At 70.5% G+C, this 23,342-nt stretch carries 19 protein-coding genes; 8 read left to right on the top strand and 11 right to left on the bottom strand.

All coding sequences use genetic code 11. The features are described from left to right. Window positions 1–15 precede the first annotated feature (15 nt). From leuS to ABZ857_RS22030, 3 genes are all read left to right on the top strand, one after another. Window positions 16–2,478, top strand: coding sequence for a leucine--tRNA ligase (leuS, locus tag ABZ857_RS22020; protein WP_357045663.1), 2,463 nt, complete (start codon window positions 16–18; stop codon window positions 2,476–2,478). Between the two features lie 80 nt (window positions 2,479–2,558). Continuing rightward, window positions 2,559–5,735 (top strand): PDZ domain-containing protein, encoded by a 3,177-nt coding sequence (locus ABZ857_RS22025; RefSeq protein WP_357045665.1) that lies wholly within the window; start codon window positions 2,559–2,561, stop codon window positions 5,733–5,735. 192 nt (window positions 5,736–5,927) lie between these two features. Further along, the gene (locus tag ABZ857_RS22030; protein WP_357045667.1) at window positions 5,928–7,583 is read left to right on the top strand and encodes a cellulase family glycosylhydrolase; all 1,656 of its coding nucleotides are present in this window, start codon (window positions 5,928–5,930) and stop codon (window positions 7,581–7,583) included. Window positions 7,584–7,676: 93 nt separating this feature from the next. Here ABZ857_RS22030 and lexA read toward each other — a convergent pair whose 3' ends face one another. Beyond that, window positions 7,677–8,393: a transcriptional repressor LexA gene (gene lexA / locus ABZ857_RS22035; protein ID WP_357045878.1), complete on the bottom strand. Its 717-nt coding sequence runs from the start codon at window positions 8,391–8,393 to the stop codon at window positions 7,677–7,679. Window positions 8,394–8,824: 431 nt separating this feature from the next. On the opposite strand from lexA, the gene nrdR reads away from it, so the two are divergent. From nrdR to ABZ857_RS22050, 3 genes are all read left to right on the top strand, one after another. After that, on the top strand, window positions 8,825–9,295 hold the full coding sequence (nrdR, locus tag ABZ857_RS22040) for a transcriptional regulator NrdR (protein ID WP_357045669.1): 471 nt from the start codon (window positions 8,825–8,827) through the stop codon (window positions 9,293–9,295). Window positions 9,296–9,424: 129 nt separating this feature from the next. After that, window positions 9,425–12,313 carry a vitamin B12-dependent ribonucleotide reductase gene (locus ABZ857_RS22045; protein ID WP_357045672.1) on the top strand — a complete coding sequence of 963 codons (2,889 nt, stop codon included), beginning with the start codon at window positions 9,425–9,427 and terminating at the stop codon, window positions 12,311–12,313. A 240-nt stretch (window positions 12,314–12,553) separates the two neighbouring features. Continuing rightward, window positions 12,554–13,180: an NADPH-dependent F420 reductase gene (locus tag ABZ857_RS22050; RefSeq protein ID WP_357045674.1), complete on the top strand. Its 627-nt coding sequence runs from the start codon at window positions 12,554–12,556 to the stop codon at window positions 13,178–13,180. A 91-nt stretch (window positions 13,181–13,271) separates the two neighbouring features. On the opposite strand, the gene ABZ857_RS22055 is transcribed toward ABZ857_RS22050, so the two are convergent. After that, window positions 13,272–13,706: a YbjN domain-containing protein gene (locus tag ABZ857_RS22055; RefSeq protein ID WP_357045676.1), complete on the bottom strand. Its 435-nt coding sequence runs from the start codon at window positions 13,704–13,706 to the stop codon at window positions 13,272–13,274. Between the two features lie 235 nt (window positions 13,707–13,941). On the opposite strand from ABZ857_RS22055, the gene ABZ857_RS22060 reads away from it, so the two are divergent. Next, entirely contained in the window at window positions 13,942–14,430 is a 489-nt protein-coding gene (locus ABZ857_RS22060; RefSeq protein WP_357045678.1) for a hypothetical protein, read from the top strand. Window positions 14,431–14,467: 37 nt separating this feature from the next. Here ABZ857_RS22060 and ABZ857_RS22065 read toward each other — a convergent pair whose 3' ends face one another. The 5 genes from ABZ857_RS22065 to ABZ857_RS22085 all read right to left on the bottom strand — a co-directional run bounded on the left by ABZ857_RS22065 (window position 14,468) and on the right by ABZ857_RS22085 (window position 18,418). Then, window positions 14,468–15,103, bottom strand: a complete 636-nt coding sequence (locus ABZ857_RS22065; RefSeq protein ID WP_357045680.1) for a pyridoxamine 5'-phosphate oxidase family protein — start codon at window positions 15,101–15,103, stop codon at window positions 14,468–14,470. 87 nt (window positions 15,104–15,190) lie between these two features. After that, window positions 15,191–15,358: a hypothetical protein gene (locus ABZ857_RS22070; RefSeq protein WP_357045682.1), complete on the bottom strand. Its 168-nt coding sequence runs from the start codon at window positions 15,356–15,358 to the stop codon at window positions 15,191–15,193. A gap of 213 nt (window positions 15,359–15,571) precedes the next feature. Further along, window positions 15,572–16,018, bottom strand: a complete 447-nt coding sequence (locus ABZ857_RS22075) for a carboxymuconolactone decarboxylase family protein (RefSeq protein ID WP_357045684.1) — start codon at window positions 16,016–16,018, stop codon at window positions 15,572–15,574. A 2-nt stretch (window positions 16,019–16,020) separates the two neighbouring features. Next, window positions 16,021–16,941 carry an RNA polymerase sigma factor SigJ gene (sigJ, locus tag ABZ857_RS22080; RefSeq protein WP_357045686.1) on the bottom strand — a complete coding sequence of 307 codons (921 nt, stop codon included), beginning with the start codon at window positions 16,939–16,941 and terminating at the stop codon, window positions 16,021–16,023. A gap of 22 nt (window positions 16,942–16,963) precedes the next feature. Continuing rightward, entirely contained in the window at window positions 16,964–18,418 is a 1,455-nt protein-coding gene (locus tag ABZ857_RS22085; protein ID WP_357045688.1) for an MFS transporter, read from the bottom strand. A gap of 104 nt (window positions 18,419–18,522) precedes the next feature. On the opposite strand from ABZ857_RS22085, the gene ABZ857_RS22090 reads away from it, so the two are divergent. Then, complete coding sequence (locus tag ABZ857_RS22090) at window positions 18,523–19,017, top strand: helix-turn-helix domain-containing protein (protein WP_357045690.1); 495 nt, start codon at window positions 18,523–18,525, stop codon at window positions 19,015–19,017. 54 nt (window positions 19,018–19,071) lie between these two features. On the opposite strand, the gene ABZ857_RS22095 is transcribed toward ABZ857_RS22090, so the two are convergent. Genes ABZ857_RS22095 through ABZ857_RS22110 form a run of 4 tightly spaced genes read right to left on the bottom strand, consistent with a single transcriptional unit; the run spans window position 19,072 to window position 23,228 of the window. Beyond that, window positions 19,072–20,073 (bottom strand): LacI family DNA-binding transcriptional regulator, encoded by a 1,002-nt coding sequence (locus ABZ857_RS22095; RefSeq protein ID WP_357045692.1) that lies wholly within the window; start codon window positions 20,071–20,073, stop codon window positions 19,072–19,074. A gap of 44 nt (window positions 20,074–20,117) precedes the next feature. Then, window positions 20,118–20,999 carry a carbohydrate ABC transporter permease gene (locus ABZ857_RS22100; RefSeq protein ID WP_357045694.1) on the bottom strand — a complete coding sequence of 294 codons (882 nt, stop codon included), beginning with the start codon at window positions 20,997–20,999 and terminating at the stop codon, window positions 20,118–20,120. Then, window positions 20,999–21,895, bottom strand: coding sequence for a sugar ABC transporter permease (locus ABZ857_RS22105; protein WP_357045880.1), 897 nt, complete (start codon window positions 21,893–21,895; stop codon window positions 20,999–21,001). Before ABZ857_RS22105 ends, ABZ857_RS22100 begins: the two co-directional genes overlap by 1 nt. A 16-nt stretch (window positions 21,896–21,911) precedes the next feature. Next, window positions 21,912–23,228, bottom strand: coding sequence for a sugar ABC transporter substrate-binding protein (locus tag ABZ857_RS22110; protein WP_357045696.1), 1,317 nt, complete (start codon window positions 23,226–23,228; stop codon window positions 21,912–21,914). Window positions 23,229–23,342 lie beyond the last annotated feature (114 nt).

Raw genomic sequence — 23,342 nt, forward strand, 5'->3', positions numbered from 1 at the left:
TGGCGAGGAGTGGAAGTGGACGAGCCGGTGTACGACCCGCAGGCGCTGCAGGCCAAGTGGCTGCCGCGGTGGGAGGAGCTGAACCCCTTCGCGGCGGTCGAGGACCTCGCGGACACCAGGCCGCGCAAGTACATGCTCGACATGTTCCCCTACCCCTCCGGCGACCTCCACATGGGGCACGGCGAGGTCTTCGCGATCGGCGACGTCGTCGCGCGCTACTGGTTCCAGAAGGGCTACAACGTCCTGCACCCGATCGGGTGGGACTCCTTCGGCCTGCCCGCGGAGAACGCGGCCATCAAGCGCAACGCCCACCCCGCCGAGTGGACGTACGCCAACATCGACACCCAGGCGACCTCGTTCAAGCGGTACGCCATCTCCTTCGACTGGTCGCGGCGCCTGCACACCAGTGACGCGGAGTATTTCCGCTGGAACCAGTGGCTGTTCACCCGCTTCTACGAGCGTGGCCTGGCCTACCGCAAGGGCGGCCTGGTCAACTGGTGCCCGCAGGACCAGACCGTGCTCGCCAACGAGCAGGTCGTGGCGGGCAAGTGCGAGCGCTGCGGCGCCGACGTCGTCCGCCGCGAGCTGACGCAGTGGTACTTCAAGATCACTGACTACGCCGACCGGCTGCTCGACGACATGGCGCAGCTGGAGGGCGGCTGGCCGGATCGCGTGCTGACCATGCAGCGCAACTGGATCGGCCGCTCCACCGGGGCCGACGTCCGGTTCCGGATCGAGGGCCGGGACGAGCCCGTCACCGTCTACACCACCCGTCCCGACACCCTGTACGGCGCGACGTTCTTCGTCGTGGCGGCCGACGCCCCGCTGGCGGAGGAGATCGTCGCCCCCGAGCAGGCGGAGGCGCTGGCCGCCTACCGCGCCGAGGTCGCCAAGCTCTCCGACATCGAGCGGCTGTCCACGGAGAAGGAGAAGACCGGCGTCTTCCTGGGCACGTACGCGATCAACCCGGTCAACGGGGAGCGCATCCCGGTCTGGGCGGCCGACTACGTGCTGTCCGACTACGGCCATGGCGCGATCATGGCGGTGCCCGCGCACGACCAGCGCGACCTCGACTTCGCGCGGAAGTTCGGCCTGCCGGTGAAGGTCGTCGTCCACACCGGCCTGGCCGACCCGGGCGAGACCGGCGTCGCCACCCCCGGCGAGGGCACGCTGGTCAACTCCGGCCCGCTGGACGGGCTGACCAAGACCGAGGCGATCCAGAAGATCGTCGAGGTCCTGGAGGAGCGCGGCACCGGCAAGGCCGCGGTGAACTACCGGCTGCGCGACTGGCTGCTGTCGCGGCAGCGGTTCTGGGGCACGCCGATCCCGATCATCCACTGTGTGGACTGCGGCGAGGTCCCGGTGCCGGACGACCAGCTCCCGGTCACGCTGCCCGACCTGCGCGGCACCGACCTCCAGCCCAAGGGCGTCTCGCCGCTGGCGAGCGCCGCCGACTGGGTCAACGTCGCGTGTCCCAAGTGTGGCGGCCCCGCGCAGCGGGACACCGACACGATGGACACGTTCGTCGACTCGTCGTGGTACTTCCTGCGTTACTGCGACCCGCACTACACCGACGGGCCCTTCGACGTCGAGAAGGTCCGTAAGTGGGGCCCGATCGACCAGTACGTCGGCGGCGTCGAGCACGCCGTGCTCCACCTGCTGTACTCGCGGTTCTTCACCAAGGTCCTGCACGACATGGGCATGGTCGGCTTCACCGAGCCGTTCCTGCGCCTGCTCAACCAGGGCCAGGTGATCAACCAGGGCAAGGCGATGTCCAAGACGCTGGGCAACGGCGTGGACCTCGGCCAGCAGATCGACGCGTACGGCGTGGACGCCGTCCGGCTGACCATGGTCTTCGCCGGGCCGCCGGAGGACGACATCGACTGGGCCGACGTCTCGCCGGCCGCGTCGCAGAAGTTCCTCGCCCGTGCGTTCCGCGTGATGGCCGAGGCCGGCGCCGCGTCCGCCCCGGGGAAGGACTTCTCCGGCGGCGACGTCGAGCTGCGCAAGGTCACCCATCGGACCATCGACGAGGTGACCAAGCTCCTCGAGAGCTACCGGTTCAACGTCGCGGTGGCCCGCATGATGGAGCTGACCACGGCCACCCGCAGGGCGATCGACGCCGGGCCCGGCGCGGCCGACCCGGCCGTCCGCGAGGCCGCCGAGACCCTGGCGGTCATGCTGTCGCTGGTCGCGCCGTACGTCGCGGAGGAGGGCTGGGAGCGGCTCGGGCACGCGCCGTCGGTCGCCAAGGCCGGCTGGCCCGAGGCCGACCCGGTGCTGCTGGTGCAGGAGTCGGTCACGGCCGTGGTCCAGGTGGCGGGCAAGGTCCGCGACCGGCTTGAGGTCTCCCCGGACATCTCCGAGGCCGAGCTGGAGGCCCTGGCCCTGGCGTCGGACAAGGTCCGGCCCTACCTGGACGGCGAGCCGCGGAAGGTGATCGTGCGGGCGCCGAAGCTCGTCAACATCGTCCCTTAGCGGGTGACCCGGCTCCGTTGTACCGTGTACGAACCCGTCCGTTACGGCGGAGCCGCCGCCACTCGGCATAGGGTGCGGCTGTGGCGAATGGTGCATACCTGAGATACCCCCACCTGTACGGTGACCTCCTCGCCTTCGTGGCGGACGACGACGTCTGGCTGGCGCCCACGGGCGGCGGCAGGGCCTGGCGGTTCACGGCCGACCGGGTCGCGGTCTCGCACCCCCGGTTCTCCTCCGACGGCACGCGCATCGCCTGGACGAGCAGTCGCGAGGGCGATCCCGAGGTGTTCGCCGCCGATCTGGAGGGCGCCGAGGGCGAGCGGCTCACGCACTGGGGCAACGCCATGACGGGCGTGCGCGGCTGGACCGAGGACGGGAACGTGCTGGCCGTCACCGCCGCAGGCCATGGCTCACGGTCCCGGCTGTGGGCCTACGCGGTTCCGCTGGACGGCGGCCCGGCGACGGCTCTGCCGTACGGCAGGGTCAGCGAGGCCGTGGTCAGCGGCGCCAAGGTGGCGAGCGTATCGGCGGTGTGGAGCGAGCCGTCGCGGTGGAAGCGATACCGCGGCGGCACCGCGGCCAAGATCTGGGTGGACGCCACGGGCGACGGCGAGTTCACCCGCCTGTTCGCCGGCAATCCCGCACAGCATTGGTCGGTCATGTGGGTGGGGGAGCGCCTGGCCTTCCTCGCCGACACCGACGGCGACGGCAACCTTTACTCCTGTCTGCCCGACGGCTCGGACCTGCGGCAGCACACCACACATCGCGGCTTCTACGCGCGCCATGCCGCATCGGACGGCTCGCGCGTCGTCTACAGCCTCGGTGGCGACCTGTGGCTGCTGGAGAGCCTGGACGCCGAGCCGTACAAGCTGGACGTCAGCCTGAGCGGGCCGCGCCCGGCCAGGGCCAGGCGGCCGGCGCGGAACGTCGTCGGCGGCTTCGCGCCGGACCGCACCGGGCGGGCCAGCGTGGTCGAGATCCGCGGCACCGCCCACTGGGTGACGCACCGTGACGGCCCCGCGGGCACGCTGCGCGCCGAGCCCGGTGTCCGGGTACGGCTGCCGCGGGCTCTCGGCTCCTCTCCGCATCCGCAGGCCGGCCGGGCCGTCTGGGTGTCGGACGCCTCCGGCGAGGACGCGCTGGAGATCGGCACGTCCGGCGGAGAGATCCGCACACTGGCCGCGGGCCGGCTCGGCCGGGTGCTCGACCTGGCCGCCGCGCCGGACGGCACGCACGCCGCGGTCGCCACCCATGACGGGCGGCTGCTGGTGGTGGACCTCGGCTCCGGGGACGTCCGCGAGGTGGACCGCACCACCCACGGCGACGTGCGGCAGCTGACGTTCTCGCCGGACTCGGCCTGGATCGCGTGGGCGCACGCCTACCAGCCCTGGCGCCGGCACCTCAAACTGGCCCGCGTGGACGGCGGCGCCGCGATCGAGGTCACTGCGCCGCGCTTCAACGACTACAGCCCGTCCTTCACCAAGGACGGCGAGTTCCTGGCCTTCCTGTCGGACCGCACGTTCAATCCGGTCTACGACAACCACGTCTTCGACCTGTCGTTTCCCAGCAGCTGCCGGCCGTACCTGGTGCCGCTCAAGGCCACCACGCCCTCGCCGTTCGACCCCTCGTTAGCGGGCCGCGGCTTCAACGGGGAGGACGACGCCGGCCCGGACGGCAAGAACGACGCCAAGAACGACGGCAAGAACGACCGGCCGCGTCCGACCGAGGTGGACGCCGACGGGCTGGCGGCGCGCATCGTGCCGGTGCCGGTGCCGGCCGGCACCTACTCGAACCTGCGTGCCGCCAAGGGCGGCCTGCTGTGGCTGCGGCACCCGCTCACCGGCGAGCTCGGCGACGGCACCGAGCCCGGCGAGCCGGTCCTCGAACGCTACGACCTGGCCAAGCGCAAGGTCATCGAGCTGGGCGGGGAGTTCGGGGCCTTCGAGGTCAGCGACGACGGCACGCGCCTGGTGGCCAATGGCGGGCACGGCCTGCAGACCCGCGCCACCGGAGACGACGACGAGGTCGTCACCGTCGACCTGGACCGCGTGGTCGTGACCATCGACCCGGTCGCCGAGTGGCGGCAGGCCTACAACGAGGCCGGGCGGCTCATGCGCGACCACTTCTGGCGGGCGGACATGAACGGCGTGGACTGGCAGGGCACGCTCGACCGTTACGCCCCCCTCGTGGAGCGAATCGGCGCCTACTCCGAGCTGATCGACCTGCTCTGGGAGGTCCAGGGCGAGCTGGCCACCTCCCACGCGTACGCGCGGCCCGCCGGCGCCCGCCGCAATCCTCGGCGCCACCAGGGCCTGCTCGGCGCCGACCTCGCCCGGGACGAGAACGGGGTGTGGCGGATCAGCCGGATCCTGCCCGGGGAGTCCTCCGACCACGAGGCTCGCTCGCCGCTGCTCGCGCCCGGCGTCGCCGTCCGGGAGGGCGACGCGATCGTCGCCGTGAACGGGCGTCCGGTGGATCCGGTCCGCGGGCCGCTGGCACTGCTGTCCGGCACGGCGGAGCGGCCCGTGGAGCTGACCGTCCGGCCCGGCCCCGGCGGCGAGACCCGCCGGGTCGTCGTCACGCCCGTCGCCGACGAGACGCGGCTGCGGTATCACGACTGGGTGACCGGACGGCGGGCGTTCGTTCGTGAGGCGTCGGGCGGGCGGCTCGGCTACCTGCACGTGCCGGACATGATGTCCACCGGGTGGGCGCAGTTCCACCGGGATCTGCGTGCCGAGATGGACTTCGACGGGCTCGTCGTCGACATCCGCGACAACGGCGGCGGGCACGTCTCCGAGCTGGTGCTGGAGAAGCTGCAGCGGCGGGTGACCGGCTGGTCGCTGGCCCGGGGGTACGAGCCGGCGAGGTACCCGGAGGACTCGCCTCGCGGGCCGATCGTGGCCGTCACCGACGAGTTCGCCGGGTCGGACGGGGACATCGTCAGCGCCGGGATCAAGAACCGCGGCATCGGACCGCTCGTGGGCACGCGGACCTGGGGCGGCGTGATCGGCATCGATTCGACGTATTCGCTCGTGGACGGGACCGTCGTCACGCAGCCCCGGTACTCGTTCTGGCTGGAAGGCGAGGGGTGGGGCGTCGAGAACCACGGCGTCGACCCGGACGTCGAGGTCGTCGTGACGCCGCAGGACCTGGTCGCCGGGCGGGATCCGCAGCTGGCGCGGGCGGTGGAGCTGGCCCTGGCGGCGCTGGAGGAGAGGCGGCCGGCCACCCCGCCGGAGTTGCCGCCGCTGCCGTGATCCCCCGCTGCCGATGACGTTGACGATCGGGCAGCCGTACGGAGAAAATTACGCCCGAGCCACAAACTAGTCATATCGATGTAGGCGTGCGGTCAGGGCATGCCGCGACCACCACCGCTCCGGCGGTGGTCTGGGGTGCGCGCCTGACCGTATGGCTCACCGTCGGCGTGCGCCCCACGTGGGAGGCACGTCTTGTACAGACGCATTCTCGGCGGGCTGGCGACCGCCGCCGCGATGGCGGCGACCGTTCTCGTCGTCACCGGATCACCGGCCAACGCCGCCGGTACGGGCACCGGCTACCTGCACACCAGCGGGAACAAGATCGTTGACAGCACCGGTGCCACGGTCCGGCTGACCGGCATCAACTGGTTCGGCATGGAGACCGACAACAAGACCTTCCACGGGCTGTGGGCGAACAACCCGTGGAAGAGCCAGCTCGACCTCATGGCGAACCTGGGCTACAACACCATCCGGGTGCCGTTCTCCGACGACGCGCTGAAGCCGGGCGCGCAGGCGACGAGCGTCAACACGTACTCCAACCCCGACCTGATCGGCCTGTCCCCGCTGCAGATCCTCGACAAGGTCGTGGACTACGCGGGCCAGAAGGGCATGCGCATCATCCTCGACCGGCACCGGCCGACCAGCGCGGGCCAGACGGCGCTGTGGTACACCTCGGGCGTCCCCGAGTCCACCTGGATCAGCGACTGGAAGTCGCTGGCCCAGCACTACGCCGGCAACACCACCGTGATCGGCGCGGACCTGCACAACGAGCCGCACGCCGACGGCACCAACCCGAACGCCACCGGCTCCTGCTGGGGCTGCGGCGACGAGTCGCGCGACTGGCGTCTGGCGGCCGAGCGGGCGGGCAACGCGATCCTGTCCGTGCAGCCCAACTGGCTGATCTTCGTGGAGGGCGTGAGCTGCCCGAGCGGCGGCCTGTCCAACATCTGGGACAACGACCCCAGCAACGACGAGGACTGCGGCTGGTGGGGCGGCAACCTCACCAAGGCCGGGCAGTACCCGGTGCGGCTGAACGTGGCCAACCGGCTCGTCTACTCGCCGCACGAGTACGCCACGTCGGTCTACCACCAGGCGTGGTTCGACGACCCGTCGTACCCGGCCAACATGCCGGCCATCTGGGACAAGTACTGGGGCTACCTGTACAAGCAGAACATCGCGCCGATCATGGTGGGCGAGTTCGGCACCACGCTGGCCAGCAACGTCGACAAGATCTGGCTCCAGGAGCTCATGAAGTACATGGGCAGCGGGGTGAACGGCATGTCGTTCACCTACTGGTCGTGGAACCCCAACTCGGGTGACACGGGCGGCATCCTGAAGGACGACTGGGCGACGGTCGACCAGGCCAAGCAGAGCATTATCTCGCCCTACCTGATCCCGCCCACGGGCGGCAACCCGACGCCGCCGGTGTCGCCCTCGGCCTCGCCGAGCGTGTCCCCCTCGGCGTCCCCCTCGGCATCCCCGTCGGTCTCGCCGTCGGCGTCCCCCTCCGCGTCGCCGTCCGCGTCTCCTTCGTCGCCGGGCGGGAAGACCTGCACCGCCACGTACAAGGTCGCCAACCAGTATCCCGGCGGCTTCCAGGGCGAGGTCACGGTCAAGGCGGGTTCCTCGGCCATCTCGGGCTGGACCGTGAAGTGGGCCTTCCCGGACGGCCAGAGCATCAGCCAGCTCTGGAACGGCACGCTCAGCGCGAGCGGGTCCAACGTCACGGTGACGAACCTGGCCTACAACGGCGCGCTGGGCGCCGGGGCCTCGACCACGTTCGGCTTCAACGGCAGCTGGTCGGGCACCAACGGCGTTCCGTCGCCGGTGAGCTGCACCGCGTCCTGACGACGGCACAAGCCCCGCAGGGCACAGCACAAGCCCGGCGCTCCCGTGAGCGCCGGGCTTGTCCCTGTGCGGCGTCCGGAACCGGCGGACCGGTTACAGCTTGCGCAGGACGGCCGTGACCTTGCCGAGCACGGTGGCCTCGTCACCGGGGATCGGCTCGTAGTTGGGGTTGTGCGGCACCAGCCACACGTGCCCGTCCTTGCGCTTGAACGTCTTCACGGTGGCCTCGCCGTCGATCATGGCGGCCACGATGTCGCCGTTGTCGGCGACCGGCTGCTGCCGCACCACGACCCAGTCGCCGTCGGCGATGGCGGCCTCGATCATCGAGTCGCCGGAGACCTGGAGCAGGAACAGCGTGCCCTCGCCCACGAGCTGCTTGGGCAGCGCGTACACGTCCTCGATGCTCTGCTCGGCGAGGATGGGCCCACCGGCCGCGATGCGGCCGACCAGCGGCACGTACGCCGCGGTGGGCCGGTTGAACCCGGCCTCCTCCTCGCTGGTGGCGTCCGGATCCACCCACAGCACCGGCTCGCCGGGCAGCCGGACCTCCAGGGCCCGGGGCCGGTGCGGGTCACGCCGGAGGTAGCCCTTACGCTGGAGCGCCGTGAGCTGGTGCGACACGCTGGAGGTGCTGGTCAGCTGGACCGCTTCCCCGATCTCCCGCATGGACGGCGGATAGCCGCGCTGCTGGACCGAGTCGCGGATCACCTCGAGGATCTTCCGCTGCCTGGGGGTGAGGCCAAGCGAGTCGCGCCTGCGAACCGCGAGGTCGCTGACGCCATCCGCTTGCTCACTTCGGTCACTCACGATGCCACCTCTCAATCCGTGTTCCTCATGTCGCACAGAGCGACCGTACCGCGATTCAAGATCACCGTCAAACAATTGTTCGATATCCAGCGAAATCGCCGATCTCGCCGTCCGTCTCATCGTACGGGAGTTCGATCGATCCCGTGTTCGATTTACCCGATCTTCTTTGACCGCTGTACGCCCAGGTCAGAAGCCGTACGGAAATCAGCTGGAAATGGCGCGTAAAGGGCGTATTCCCCTACGCGTGGGGCAGTTGAGGCTGCCGTGACTGGAGGCGCGACACGCGCGCCGAACAGGCACTTCCTCTCCCATGGCCCGTTCGACTTGCGTTCAAGGTCGGGCACTCCTACGGTTGGACCACAACATCTAGTAGTCACAGCGGTGTAAGTTCACCACACCTTGTGTTCGGGATGTGCGTTCAGGGAGGCGATGAAGTGCACTGTCCGTTCTGTCGCCACCCGGACACCCGGGTCGTGGACAGCCGTGCGGCCGAAGACGGGGCGGCGATCCGCCGCCGGCGCACCTGCCCCGAGTGCGGGCGCAGGTTCACCACCCAGGAGACCGTGCTGCTGATGGTGAGCAAGCGCAGCGGGGTCACCGAGCCGTTCTCCCGGGAGAAGGTCATCGCCGGCGTGCGGCGGGCCTGCCAGGGGCGCCCGGTCAGCGAGGACTCCCTCGCCCAGCTCGGGCAGCGCGTGGAGGAGAGCATCCGGGGCACCGGCGCGGCCGAGATCGCCTCCCACGAGGTGGGCCTGGCCATCCTGGGCCCTCTCCGCGACCTCGACGAGGTGGCCTACCTGCGGTTCGCGTCGGTCTACCGGGGATTCGAGACGCTGGCCGACTTCGAGGCGGAGATCGAGCGGCTCCGGTCCGCCAGAGGCGAGCTGGAGCCGGTCGAGGACTAGGCGCGCCTCCCGGGACGACCGGGACGGGGCGCGGGCACGGCGCGGACGCGGTGGCGGCGGCGCGACGATGAGGTTGTAACGAGCGTGGTCCGAAAGAGGGGCTCCACCGGGCCCTGGGAGGGGGAAGTCATGACGGAGACCGTGAGCGGCACCGTATCGGGTGCGGGGGGCCGGGCCGGCAAGCGGCCGCGCAAGGGCCTGAAGATGAAGCGCGTCTTCACCACCCCGGGTGTCCACCCGTACGACGAGGTCCGCTGGGAGCGGCGCGACGTCGTGATGACGAACTGGCGGGACGGCTCGGTCAACTTCGAGCAGCACGGCGTGGAGTTCCCCGACTTCTGGTCGGTCAACGCGGCCAACATCGTCACCACCAAGTACTTCCGCGGGGCGGTGGGCACCCCGCAGCGCGAGTCGAGTCTCAAGCAGCTCGTCGACCGGGTGGTGGGCGTCTACACCAGGACCGGCGTGGAGAACGGCTACTTCGCCTCCGAGGAGGACGCGGAGATCTTCGACCACGAGCTCAAGCACGCGCTGATCCACCAGATCTTCAGCTTCAACTCGCCGGTGTGGTTCAACGTCGGCACCCGCTCGCCGCAGCAGGTGAGCGCCTGCTTCATCCTGGCCGTGGACGACACGATGGAGTCGATCCTCGACTGGTACAAGGAAGAGGGCGTGATCTTCAAGGGCGGCTCCGGCTCCGGGGTCAACCTCTCCCGCATCCGCTCGTCCAAGGAGCTGCTGTCCAGCGGTGGCACGGCCAGCGGCCCGGTCTCCTTCATGCGCGGCGCCGACGCCTCCGCCGGCACCATCAAGTCGGGCGGCGCCACCCGCAGGGCGGCCAAGATGGTCGTCCTCGACGTGGACCACCCCGACATCGAGGAGTTCATCGAGACCAAGGCGCGCGAGGAGGACAAGATCCGCGCGCTGCGCGACGCCGGGTTCGACATGGACCTCGGCGGCAAGGACATCGTCTCCGTCCAGTACCAGAACGCCAACAACTCGGTGCGGGTCTCCGACGAGTTCATGCGCGCGGTCGAGGCCGGCGGCAAGTTCGGCCTGCGGGCCCGGCTGACCGGCGAGGTCATCGAGGAGGTCGAGGCCCGGTCGCTGTTCCGCAAGATGGCCCAGGCCGCCTGGGAGTGTGCCGACCCCGGCGTGCAGTACGACGACACGATCAACGACTGGCACACCTGCCCCGAGACCGGGCGCATCACGGCCAGCAACCCCTGCTCGGAGTACGTCCACCTGGACAACTCCTCGTGCAACCTCGCCTCGATCAACCTGCTGAAGTTCCTGCGCGACGACGACAGCTTCGACGTCGCGACCTTCGTGAAGGTCACCGAGCTGATCATCACCGCGATGGACATCTCGATCACCTTCGCCGACTTCCCGACGCAGAAGATCGCCGAGACCACCCGGGCGTACCGCCAGCTCGGCATCGGCTACGCCAACCTGGGCGCGCTGCTGATGGCGACCGGCCACGCGTACGACTCCGACGGCGGCCGGGCCATCGCCGCCGGGATCACCTCGCTGATGACCGCCGTGTCCTACCGCCGCTCGGCCGAGCTGGCCGGGATCGTCGGCCCGTACGACGGCTACCAGCGCAACGCCGAGCCGCACAAGCGGGTCATGCGCAAGCACGCCGCGGCCAACGACGACCTGCGCACGCTCGACGACATGGACAAGGCTCTGCACGTCGAGGCGACCCGGCAGTGGCAGGAGTGCCTGCGGCTCGGCGAGAAGAACGGCTACCGCAACGCCCAGGCGTCGCTGCTCGCCCCGACCGGCACCATCGGCCTGATGATGGACTGCGACACCACCGGCATCGAGCCCGACCTGGCGCTGGTGAAGTTCAAGAAGCTCGTCGGCGGCGGCTCGATGCAGATCGTCAACCAGACGATCCCGCGGGCGCTGCGCCGGCTCGGCTACCCCGAGGAGCAGGTCGAGGCCATCGTCGAGTACATCGCCGAGCACGGCCACGTCGTGGACGCCCCCGGCCTGCGGCCGGAGCACTACGAGGTGTTCGACTGCGCGATGGGCGAGCGGGCCATCGCCCCGATGGGCCACGTGCGGATGATGGCGGCCGTCCAGCCGTTCCTGTCCGGCGCGATCTCCAAGACCGTGAACCTGCCCGAGTCGGCCACGGTCGACGACATCGAGCAGGTCTACCTGGAGGGCTGGAAGCTCGGCCTCAAGGCCCTGGCCGTCTACCGCGACAACTGCAAGGTCGGCCAGCCGCTGTCGGTCGCCAAGAAGACCTCCGAGGAGGTCCCTGCCGAGACCGCGGAGAAGGAGCCGATCGTCCAGGTCGTGGAGGTCGCGCGGCCGACCCGGCGGCGGATGCCGAACCAGCGGCCGAGCACCACCACGCGCTTCACGGTGGGCGGCGCCAAGGGCTACATGACCGCCTCGTCCTACCCCGACGACGGCCTGGGCGAGGTCTTCCTCAAGATGTCCAAGCAGGGCAGCACGCTCGCGGGCGTGATGGACGCCTTCTCCGTGGCGATCTCGATCGGCCTCCAGTACGGCGTGCCGCTGGACACGTACGTGCAGAAGTTCGTCAACATGCGCTTCGAGCCGGCGGGGATGACCGACGACCCCGACGTCCGGATGGCGCAGTCCGTGATGGACTACATCTTCCGGAGGCTCGCGCTCGACTACCTGCCGTACGAGGACCGGGCCGCCCTGGGCATCTTCTCCGCCTCCGAGCGGGCCGCGCAGCAGCGCGGGGAGGACCCGGCCGCGCTCCAGGACGTCGACACCGCCGCCCTGGCGCAGTCTGCGCCCATCGAGAAGGCGCAGTCCGCGCCCGTCGAGACCAAGCCCGCCGAGGAGCCGTCCAACGGGCAGCTCGCGCCGGTGGCGGTGCCGGAGCCGCGCCGGGTCGGCGCCTCGCTGGAGAGCCACCAGGGTCGTACGGCCGACGCGCCGCTGTGCCTGACCTGCGGCACCAAGATGCGCCCCGCGGGCAGCTGCTACGTCTGCGAGGGCTGCGGCAGCACCAGCGGCTGCAGCTGAAACCTGGAAAGTACGGGCACGTCTCCCGGTGATCACCTCCATGACGGATGCCTCCCACTCGGGTTCGGGTGGGAGGCATCCGTCAGAGTGTCGTACCTCCGTGCGATCGTTCTCGGGCGCCGAGCGTGGAGCTGCTGCGCCGGCGTGTGCTCGCCGTGCTGACCCAACGCGCCGATCCCGGCGCCATGCCACGCGGTTCGGCCGGGGAATGACATCGGCGGCGCGTGTGTTGCCGCAGCCATGGTCATTGGATTCATCGGCAGCGGGAACATCGGCGGCACCCTCGCGAAGCTGGCGGTCGACGCCGGCCACTCGGTGGTGCTGAGCAACTCCCGCGGGCCTGACACGCTCTCCGAACTCGTGGCCCGGCTGGGCCCGAACGCGCGTGCCGCCACCCCGGCCGAGGCCGCGGAGGCGGGCGACATCGTGGTCGTGACGATCCCCTTCGGCAGATACCGGGAGGTGCCGGTCGAGCCGCTCGACGGCACGATCGTGATCGACACGAACAACTACTACTTCGAGCGGGACGGTCACTTCCCCGAGCTCGACGCGGGGGAGACCACCGACAGCGAGCTGCTCTCCTCGCATCTGCCGGGAGCCCGGATCGTCAAGGCGTTCAACTCCATCTACTACGTCCACCTCGCGGAGCAGGGTCAGCCCGCGGGCACGGAGAACCGGCGCGCGCTGCCCATCGCGGGCGACGACGCCGAGGCCAAGAAGGTGGTCGCCGAGCTGATCGACTCGTTCGGATTCGACGTGGTCGACGCGGGCCCGCTCGCGGAGGGGCGGCGCTTCCAGCGGGACAAGCCCGCCTACGTCAACCGCCTGACCAGCGCCGAGCTGCGCGAGGCGCTCGCCAGAGGCTGACGAGGGATTTCCCGGCGCCCTAGGGTTCACCGATGCTCGATGGGCTGCGCGTGCCGCGGTTGCGGGGGTTGCCGGGAACGCCGCCGTCTGATCAGTCGGTCTCGAAGGCGAGCCGGTCGGTGAGCCAGCGGTAGAACTTGATCGAGAACCTGACCCAGTGGGCCACCATCGTGGTCAGGTGTTCCCTGGTCACGCCGGCCCCGATGTAGACCTGGGAGTCGCCGACGAGCCGGATGGCGCCGTTGTCCTGGGTGAACGTGTACACCTTCGGCCACATCGTGTCCGCGTTCCACTCGTTGAGCGCCGCGAGCAGCATCGGCTTGTCGTCCACCGAGAACTGCCTGTTGTAGAAGGTGCGTACGGTGAACAGGTCTCCTTCCTTGCCGAACAGGAAGTAGATCGTGAGGTGGGCGGTGGAGATCGCCAGGTCGCCCTCTGTGTCTATGGTGTGCTCGATGTCCAGCTCGTCCAGGATCTCCTCGAGGAGGTCCCGGTCCGGCTGGACGACCGCTGGGGAAGGCGTCACCGCTCCATCCTGCCGCATCGGCCTGCCGCCGAAGTGGCAGACGTGACAGATGAGACGGGGGAGAGGGCGCCGCTCAACCGATCCTGGTGACGAGGGCCATGATGTCCTCCGCCAGGGCGGCGTCGAGCGGGGCGTGCCGGTTGAGCAGCCGACACCGGATGACCCCGAAGATCACGTCGACCAACGACCGTCAGCGCGCGGGAACCTCCGGGTAGCCGCCACGGTAGTCAGAGGCATGAGGCACACTGCGGTCGGCTTGTGCGGCTTGGCGCTCGTGGCGGGCTGCGCCGGCACCGGAACTCCCGACACCGGCACCGGTGCCGGAACGGCGCTCCCGCCCGTGTCCGTCCCCGTGTCGGTCCCCGCTCAGGGGTCCTGCGGACGGACGGCCGGCAGCACGGCGAACGCACTGCCCGAGGTGCGGGGTGCCGGGCGGGGAGCCGAGGTGTGGGGATTGATGTTCGCGCCGGTGCCCCTCGCCGCCGGACGGGAGGTCAAGATCGTGTGGCGGATGACGGGTGAGGGGCCGTTGCGCGTGACCGCCGCGCTCCCCGACGGCACCGCCGCCAGGCTGACCTGGGGACCCGAGGCGCACGGCGGATCGACCTGGCACCGGCCCGGTCAGGAGTGGGGGACGGGGTTCGTCTTCCCCAAGCCGGGCTGCTGGGAGATCACGCTGACCCGCGACCGGGGCTCGGGCACGGTGTGGCTGCCGGTCCGGTGAGACGAATCCCGGCCCGCCGGATCGTACGGCGCCCCGGTCAGTGGGGCATGGTGCGGGTCAGGATGTGCGGCGGGACGGGATGGGCGGCGGCCTGCGGGTCGGTCACCGGGGCCTGCCACGACCGGGTGAGCGGCAGGATCCCGGCCCACACGTCGTGCGGGTCGCCGGCGTCGTCCGGCTGGCCTTCGCGCACCTTGACCGACGCCTCGGCGAGCGGGAGCGCGAGGATCGTCGTGGCGGCGAGTTCCTTGCGGTTCGGCTGCCGGGCGTAGTCCCACTGGCCGGGGGTGACGTGTTCGGTCAGGCAGCGCAGGGCGGCCGGTTTCTCGTCGTCCTCCAGCACGCGGGGCACGCCGTAGATCATCGCGCTGCGGTAGTTCACGCCGTGTTCGAAGACCGACCGGGCCAGCACGAGACCGTCGACGTGAGTGATCGTCACGCAGACCGTCGTGCCCCGGGTGAGGCTGCGGCTGGCCACCGAGCCGTGCACGTACAGATGGTCGTCGTCGAAGCCGTAGACGGTCGGCACCACCATGGGGTCGCCGTCCACGACGACGCCGAGGTGGCAGACGAACCCGGCCCGGAGCACCTCGAACAGCGCCTCCCGGTCGGTGCGGCCCTGCTCCCGCAGCCGGCGGTGCCGGGTCCGCTCCGTTGCGGACAGATCACTCATGAGGCGACATTCAACCAGAAAAAGCCTTCGGCCCGCCCGGCGGGGATGCCGGGCGGGCCGTCTCGTGGACCCTGCGGTAGATCCGGCTCAGGCGGCGGACGTCGGTCCGGACGTCCTCGGGAACCGGATGACGTTTCCGCCCGTGTAGGCGCTGAGGTCGACGATCTTCCCGTCCCTCCTGTCCCGCCTGGGCCTGCGGCGCAGCGCGGTCCTGATGTCCCTGACCTTGGCGAGCGACGGCACCACCGTGACCATGTTCGTTTCCCCCCGACCGTGATGGTTCCGTGACCTTTTCGGTATAGATATCGGAGACTTGGTAAAAGGGGCGTAAAGCCTTCGCTGTCACAGCAGCCTCTGGAAGCACGACGGCCTCGGAAGCACAGCTCAGTACGGAAGCGGGCGGCCGGAGGGGGTGCGCAGGGTAGGCAGGCTATTCGCCCCGCGTGCCGCCGTCCTCCCGTTTTTCACTCAGGAGCCGGGGACCTTACGGCTCACGACGCAGATGCGGTTCCAGGCGTTGATCTGCGCGATGGCGACGACCAGCGCGGCCAGCTGCTCCTGGGAGTAGTGCTTGGCCGCATCCGCCCAGATCTCGTCCGGCACGGGGTCGGGCCGGTCGGCGAGCCGGGTCGCGGCCTCGGTCAGCGCGAGCGCGGCCCGCTCGGCGTCGGTGTAGTGGGGCGCCTCCCGCCAGGCGGCAACCGACCACAGGCGCTCGTCGGTCTCCCCGGCCTTCTTGGCGTCCCGGAAGTGCATGTCCAGACAGAAGGCGCAGCCGTTGATCTGGCTGGCCCGGATCTTGGCGAGTTCCAGGGTGGCGTGGGGCACGTCGCACTCGTGCAGGAAACGCTCCACCCCGAGCATGGCCTGGTACGCCTCGGGAGCCAGCTCGCGGACGTTGATCCTCTCGATCATCGTCATCTCCTCGTCTCGTCGGCCCGCGTCACGCGGGCGAGTTTCTCGGGGTTCAGGACCATGTCGACGGCGGTGACCCGGCCGTCCGCGACGGTGAGGCCGAGGACGGAGGTCAGCCGTTCGCCGTGGTAGCGCAGCAGGCCAGGCCGGCCGTTCACCACAACCGGGGCCAGCTCGAACCCGCCGAACCTGCGGATGCCGAACAGCAACCTGGCCACCTTGGCCGCGCCGCGGACGGGCCGCCTCCCGGCGCGCACCCGGCCGCCGCCGTCGCTGCGCAGGACGACGTCCGGGTCGAGCAGCGCGAGCAGCGCGTCCATATCGTCGCCGAGACAGGCCCGCGCGAAGGCGTGCACCACCCGCCGGTGCTCGGAGGGGTCCACGTCGAACCGGGGCGCGCGGGACGCGACGTGCGCCCGCGCCCGGGCGGCGAGCTGCCTGCAGGCCGCCGGACTGCGCCCGACCGCCTCGCCCACCTCGGCGAACGTCAGGCCGAACACGTCGTGCAGCACGAACGCCGTGCGCTCGGCCGGGCTGAGCGACTCCAGCACGACGAGCATGGCCATGCTCATCGACTCGTCGAGGGTCACCCGCTCCGCAAGGTCCGGCTGAGTGAGAACGGGCCCGGTGATAATGGGCTCCGGCAGCCACTGCCCCACGTACTCCTCCCTGCGGTGCCGCGCCGAGCGCAGCACGTCGAGAGCCAGCCGGGAGACCGTGACCACCAGCCAGCCGGTCACGTCCCTGATCGCGTCGCCGCCGTCGCCCGCCTTGGCGGACCGCAGCCGCAGCCAGGCGTCCTGCACGACGTCCTCGGCCTCGTCCAGGCTGCCGAGCAGGCCGTACGCGACGCCGAGCAGCCGGGGCCGCATCGCCTGGAACTCGGCGTCGAGGACCGCCGTGCCGTCGTCATGGTCGTTCACGAACTGAGGACGAGACACCCCCTCAGTGTGTGACATCCCTCTGCAGCGGCTGCGCCCGCGGGGCGTCCTGAGCCGGTGCTGAGGCAATGCCATGGGTGCGGAGGCCGAACGCGACGACGACCGCGCCGAGCACCGCCGCCGCCACCGGGACGACCAGCGCGGTCCGTAGCGCGTCCGGCCCCGACCCGGCCGCGACGCTGACGGCGGTGACGGCCGACAGCCCGAGCGCCGTGCCGAACTGCATCGCCGTGTAGAGCAGGCCGCCTGCCAGGCCGTGCTCGTCCTCGTCGACGCCCTCCGTCGCGGCCATGGTCAGCGGGCCGTACGCCAGCGAGAAGGACAGGCCGAGCAGGAGCAACGCCGGGAGCATGGCGGCGTAGGTCCAGTCCATCCCCACGGGAAGGAAAAGCGCGTACGCGACCGCCGCGAGGACGATGCCGCAGAACAGCACCCGCGTGTTGCCGAAGCGGTTCACCAGGCGCGGCGTCAGCGTCGGCGCGAGCACCGTGTCGATTCCGATCACCAGCATGGCCAGGCCGGTCTGCATCGTGTTCCAGCCCCGCCATTCCTGGAGGTACAGGGTGATCAGGAACTGGAACCCCGCGAAGGCGAACAGGAACAGCAGCGCCGCCGCGTTCACCCGCACCAGCGGTGCGGTGCGCAGGATGCCCAGCCGCACCAGGGGCGACGACGACCGCCGCTCGATCGCGACGAACAGCCCCAGCAGCGCCAGCCCCGCCGCGAAGGCGCCGGCGGTGAGGCCGGGGCCCTCGCCGGGGTGCTCCAGCCGGACCATTCCGTACGCCAGGAGCAACATGGCCCCCGTGACGGCGAACGCCCCCGCCAGATCGAAGCCGCCCGAGGGGCGGTCGCCGCCAGTGTCGCGGACGAGGACCAGTGCCGCCGCCAGGATCAGCGCGGACAGGATGACCGGCGCGAAGAACACCCACCGCCAGCCGAACGCGGTGAGCACGCCACCGGCGACCAGGCCGAGCGAGAACCCGCCCGCCGCCGTGCCCGCGTACACGCCGAGCGCCTTGGTACGCACCGGTCCCTCGGGGAAGTTGGACGTGACCAGCGCCAGCCCGGCGGGGGCCATGAACGCGGCCGCGACCCCCGTGACGAACCGTGCGGCCAGCAGCATCCAGCCCTGGGTCGCGAACCCGCCGAGCCCGGAGAAGACCAGGAAGACGGCCAGCCACAGCAGGAACATCCGCCGATGGCCCAGCAGGTCGGCGGCGCGCCCGCCGAACAGCATGAACCCGCCGTAGCCGAGCACGTAGGCGCTGACCACGCCGCTGAGCGTCCCGGTGGACAGGCCAAGGTCGGCCCGGATCGACGGCAGCGCCACGTTCAGCATCGCCACGTCGATCCCCTCCAGGAAGATCGCGCCGCACAACACCAGCAGCACGCCCCACGCGCGTCCCGTCATGCGGGCGGGGTGCCGGGCGGCGGTTCCGCCCACGGAATTGGACATCGAGTTCGGCTCCATCTCGTCGGGAACCGGTCTCGGAGCGGTTCCCCGAGTGCCTGCCGGTTCCCTCTTGTAACCGACTGCATCGTCAGGCACTATCGGTGACCATGGAAGACGGCACTTTCGAGTCCCTCGGTTACTGCGCGAATACCGGCGTTGACGACGACGTCCTCCAATGGGACCAGCGCGCGGACTGCGAGGTGCGGCAGATCCTCGACCGCATCGCCGACAAGTGGTCGCTCCTGGTGATCGCGCTGCTCGACAAGCGGAGCCTTCGCTTCACCGAGCTGCGCCGCGCGATCGACGGGGTCAGTCAGCGGATGCTGGCGCGCACGCTGCGGCATCTCGAACGCGACGGGCTGGTGAGCCGGACGGTCCACGCGACCGTCCCGCCGCGCGTGGACTACGCGCTGACGCCGATGGGCGCGACTCTGCACGCCACCATCCGTGCCCTGGTCGTCTGGACAGAGGAGCACCAGAACGCCATCGCCGCGGCCCGCGCCGCCTACGACCGGCGTGTGGCCGCCGAGCAGGAGGCCGCCGAGCGCCAGGAGGCCGAGCGCCTGGCCGTCGCCCGCGCGGCCCTGCCGATCAGGGGCTGACCGCCGGCGAAGGCGTCCAAGCGAGCAGGGGCCTGCCGGGGACACGGCGCGGTCTCAGGCCGACTCCCTCACGATGAGGCGGGTGGGCAGGATGACCGGGTCCACCGGGCCGCCTCCGTCGATGAGCGCGAGCAGCAGCCGTACGGTCTCCTCCGCGACCTCGGCGAGCGGCTGGCGGATCGTGGTGAGCGGCGGGTGCGTGGTGGCGGCGACGGACGAGTCGTCGAAGCCGCCCACGGCCACGTCGTCGGGCACCCGGCGGCCGGCCGCGCGCAGCGTGGACAGCGCGCCGGCCGCCATGAGGTCGGAGGCCACGAAGACCGCGTCGAGGTCGGGCGTGCGCTCCAGCAGCCGCGCCATCGCGCTCTCGCCGCTGAGCTGGGTCCAGTCGCCGTGCTCGATCAGCTTCCTGGAGGCCTTCCTGCCGAGCACGTCGGCGAAGCCCTCCAGGCGCTGGATGCCGCCCGGGGTGTCCATCGGGCCGGTGATCGTGGCGATCTTCCTGCGGCCCTGCTCGACCAGGTGGCGGGTCATCTGCCGGGCGCCCTCACGGTCGTCGGCCGCCGCGTAGGGGATCACGTTCTCCTTCCCGACGACGGCCCCGCAGGCGACCGCCGGGATGCGCATCGACTCCAGCTCGTCGACCATCGGGTCGCCCGCGTGCGTGGACATCAGCAGCACGCCGTCGGCGTGGCCGCCGCGCACGTAGCGCACCACGCGCTCGCGGTCGCCGTCGTCCCCGGCCAGCATGATGACCAGGGAGACGTCCCGCTCGCCGAGCCGCCTGATGGCCGTGCGGATGGTGGTGCTGTAGTTCGGGTCCTCGAAGACCTTCTCGTGCGGCTCCGACAGCACCATCACCACCGACCCGGTGCGCTGGGTGACCAGGCTGCGGGCGTTGCGGTTGACGATGTAGCCGGTCTCGGCGATGGCGCGCCGGACCGCGGCGTGGGCGGCGGGGCTCACGTACCGGTCGTCGTTCAGCACCCGCGAGACGGTGCCCCGGGAGACGCCCGCCGCCGCGGCGACGTCGTGAATGGTCGGTCGCTTCGCCATGAACGTATTTTCCCCCGCCGATCAGCCTGTTCCCCCGTGCTCATTCAGCCTTTCACGGCCCCGCCGGTCAGGTCCGTACGCCAGTAGCGCTGCATCGTGAGGAACAGCGCGATCAGCGGGATGAGCGACAGCATCGTCCCCGTGATGATCAGGTTGTACAGCGACGGCTGGTTGGCGCCCGCGGCGAGCAGCGTGTAGAGGCCGACCGTCAGCGGGAACCTGTGGTCGTCGCCCAGCATGATGAACGGCAGCAGGAAGTTGTTCCAGATCGCCACGAACTGGAACAGGAAGATCGTCACCATGCCCGGCGTCAGCATCGGCAGCGCCACCTGGCGAAACAGCCGCCACTCGCCGGCGCCGTCCAGCCGGCCCGCCTCCAGCAGCGAGCCCGGGATCGCGGCCTGCGTGTAGATCCTGGCCAGGTAGATGCTGTACGGGTGCAGGATCTGGGGCAGCAGCACCGACCAGTACGTGTCGGCCAGGCCGGCCTTGGAGAACAGCAGATACTGCGGGATCGCCAGCACGACCGACGGCACGAGGATGCCGCCGATGAGCAGGTTGAAGATCAGGTTCCGCCCCGGGAAGTCGTACGTCGCGAGGGTGTAGCCCGAGATGGTGGACACCGCGGTCGACAGCACCGCGCCGCCCCCGGCGTACAGGACGGTGTTGAGCAGCCAGAGCCAGAAGACGCCGTCGCGGTAGGCGAACAGGTCGGCCAGGTTGGACAGCAGGCCGGTGCCGGGTGTGAAGGTCGAGGTGGAGAACAGCTCGGCCTTGGACTTGGTGGCGGCGACCACCACCCAGCTCACCGGGAACAGGGTGTAGATCGCGCCCAGCACGAGCACGCCGGTCGGCACGATCCCCAGCGGGCGGCGCGGCGACGGGCGGACGTGGCCGCGGGCCCTGGGCAGTGCGGTGGCGGTCATCAGCCCTCCCCGAACGCGCGGTTCTTCACGACCCGCAGGAAGCCGAACGACAGCACGAGGGAGATCCCGGCGATCACCATGGACGTCGCGGCGGCCGAGTAGAGGTCGCCGGTGACGAACGCGTCGCGGTACACCTTCATCAGAGGGCTCCAGGTCGAGCTGATCGTGTTCGTCAGCGGCCGCAGGGTGGTCGGTTCCGTGAACACCTGGACGGTCGCGATGACGGAGAACACCGTGGTCAGGATGATCGACGGCACCAGGATCGGGATCTTGATGCGCAGCGCGATGCCCAGCTCGCTCGCGCCGTCGATCCTGGCCGCCTCGTAGTACTCCCGCGGCACGGCCCGCAGGTTCGTGTAGAGCACCAGCATGTTGAAGCCGGTGCCGCCCCAGACCGCCACGTTCGCCATCGAGAACGTCACCAGGTCGGCGCTCAGGAACGGGTGCTCGCCGAACGGGCTGAGGCTGGGCAGGTAGAGGAAGCCCCACATCAGCGTCGCCGCCACGCCCGGCACGGCGTACGGCAGGAAGATCGAGATCCGGGTGAGGCGGGCGAGCCGCACGTGCGCCGCGTCGAGCATCAGCGCGAACACGAGGGCGAGCCCCAGCATCAGCGCGAGCACGAGCGCCCCGTACGCGAGGACGCGCAGCCAACCGGCCCACAGCTCGCCGTCGCCGACGGCGGCGGCGTAGTTGGCGAGCCCGGCGAAGACCTCCGTGCGGGCCCCCTTGCCGAGGCCCAGGCCAGAGACCTTGGTGCGCCGCAGGCTCAGATAGATCGTGTAGCCGATGGGCAGGGCCATGAAGAGCGCGAACAGCGCCATCGCCGGGGCGAGGAACAGGTAGGGCACGGCGCCCGCGCGGCCGGCGCGGGCGCCCTTCTTCGGAGATCGCATCGTCACTGGGCCCTGCTCACTGGGCCAGGGTGAAGCCGGTCTTCTGCATGTCGGCGACGGTGGCGTCCTGCATGCTCTGCACGGCGGCGGCGAAGTCGGACTTGGCGGCGACGGCCTTGTCGAAGGCGTCCTTGTACGCGTTGTACGTCACGCCCACGTTGGGGCCGAAGGTGAAGCCGCGGGCGGTGGCGCCGATGTCGGCCGCCTGCTTCCAGAAGTCGGGCTGGTTGGAGAAGTAGTCGGGAGCGTCGGTCATCAGCGCGGCGCCCTTGGTGGAGGCCGGGTAGACCGCGCCCTCCTTGATCAGCAGCCCGAGCGCCTGCGCGTCGGTGTTCAGCCAGGTGGCGAACTTCGCGGCGGCCGCCTTGTTGGGCGACTTGGCGGCGACGGCGGTGGAGGAGCCGCCCCAGAAGCCGCTGTGGTTCTCACCCGCGTTCCACTGCGGCAGCGGGGCGATGGCCCACTTGCCCTTGGCCTTCGGCGCGTTGCTCGACAGCACGCCCGGGCCCCACACGGCCGACGGCCAGGTGAGCAGCCTGCCGTCGTTGAGCGCCTTGTTCCACTCGGGGGTGAAGTAGGGCATGCCGTCGATGACGCCCTCCTTCACCAGGCCGCCCCAATAGGAGGCGACCTTCTTGGTGGCCTCGTCGTTCACCGCGACCTTCCACGCGTCGCCGCTGATCGACCACCACTGCGCGCCCGCCTGCTGGGCGAGCCCGGCGAACCAGCCCGGGTCCTTGCTGGAGAACGTGCCGAGGAAGACCTTGGGGTCCTTCTTGTGCACGGCGCGGGCGGCCTCGGCGTACTCGTCCCAGGTCTTCGGCACCTCGATGCCGTACTTCTCGAACAGGTCCTGCCGGTAGTAGAGCATCATCGGCCCGCTGTCCTGGGGGACCGCGTAGACGGCGTCGGTGCCGAGGGTCACCAGCCCCCAGATGCCCTCGCCGAACTCGGCCTTCGCCTGCGCGGTCTCCGCCTTGAGGTCGGCCACGGCGTCGGCGGCGACGAAGGAGGGCAGCATCTGATACTCGGCCTGGACCAGGTCGGGCGGGTTGCCCGCCTTCGCGGCGGTGAGGAACTTGGCCGCCGCGTCGTCGCCGCCCGCCTGCTTGCTGACCGTGACCTGGATGTCGGGGTGGGCCTGGTTCCACACCGCGACGATCTTGTCCATGTTCGGGACCCAGGTCCAGTAGGTCAGCGTCACCGGGCCGGCCGGCGCCGCGCTCTGGCTCGCGGCGGGGGAGGACGGCTCGTCGGAGCCGCCCGAGCAGGCCGTCGAGAGCGCGGCGGCGAGGATCGCGACGGCCGCCGCTGCTAGCCGGTTCACGCGCATATGTTCCTCCAGGCGGGGGTGGAGAGGGGGATGAGAGGCTGGAATATCTGGGAGCGTTCACAGACTGGAAGCTCCCCATCCTGCTGTCAACGGTCGTTACGCGGTTGTTAAGGA

It is taken from the genome of Microbispora sp. NPDC046933, from assembly GCF_040644635.1.
In the GTDB taxonomy this organism is placed as follows: domain Bacteria; phylum Actinomycetota; class Actinomycetes; order Streptosporangiales; family Streptosporangiaceae; genus Microbispora.

Bases quoted from the DNA above. Each gene is read 5' to 3' on its own strand.
- ABZ857_RS22045 (WP_357045672.1), top strand. From the start codon at position 9,425: ATGACGGAGACCGTGAGCGGCACCGTATCGGGTGCGGGGGGCCGGGCC.
- ABZ857_RS22050 (WP_357045674.1), top strand. From the start codon at position 12,554: ATGGTCATTGGATTCATCGGCAGCGGGAACATCGGCGGCACCCTCGCG.
- ABZ857_RS22060 (WP_357045678.1), top strand. From the start codon at position 13,942: ATGAGGCACACTGCGGTCGGCTTGTGCGGCTTGGCGCTCGTGGCGGGC.
- ABZ857_RS22065 (WP_357045680.1), bottom strand. From the start codon at position 15,103: ATGAGTGATCTGTCCGCAACGGAGCGGACCCGGCACCGCCGGCTGCGG.
- ABZ857_RS22070 (WP_357045682.1), bottom strand. From the start codon at position 15,358: ATGGTCACGGTGGTGCCGTCGCTCGCCAAGGTCAGGGACATCAGGACC.
- ABZ857_RS22075 (WP_357045684.1), bottom strand. From the start codon at position 16,018: ATGATCGAGAGGATCAACGTCCGCGAGCTGGCTCCCGAGGCGTACCAG.
- ABZ857_RS22085 (WP_357045688.1), bottom strand. From the start codon at position 18,418: ATGTCCAATTCCGTGGGCGGAACCGCCGCCCGGCACCCCGCCCGCATG.
- ABZ857_RS22090 (WP_357045690.1), top strand. From the start codon at position 18,523: ATGGAAGACGGCACTTTCGAGTCCCTCGGTTACTGCGCGAATACCGGC.
- ABZ857_RS22095 (WP_357045692.1), bottom strand. From the start codon at position 20,073: ATGGCGAAGCGACCGACCATTCACGACGTCGCCGCGGCGGCGGGCGTC.
- ABZ857_RS22100 (WP_357045694.1), bottom strand. From the start codon at position 20,999: ATGACCGCCACCGCACTGCCCAGGGCCCGCGGCCACGTCCGCCCGTCG.
- ABZ857_RS22105 (WP_357045880.1), bottom strand. From the start codon at position 21,895: ATGCGATCTCCGAAGAAGGGCGCCCGCGCCGGCCGCGCGGGCGCCGTG.
- ABZ857_RS22110 (WP_357045696.1), bottom strand. From the start codon at position 23,228: ATGCGCGTGAACCGGCTAGCAGCGGCGGCCGTCGCGATCCTCGCCGCC.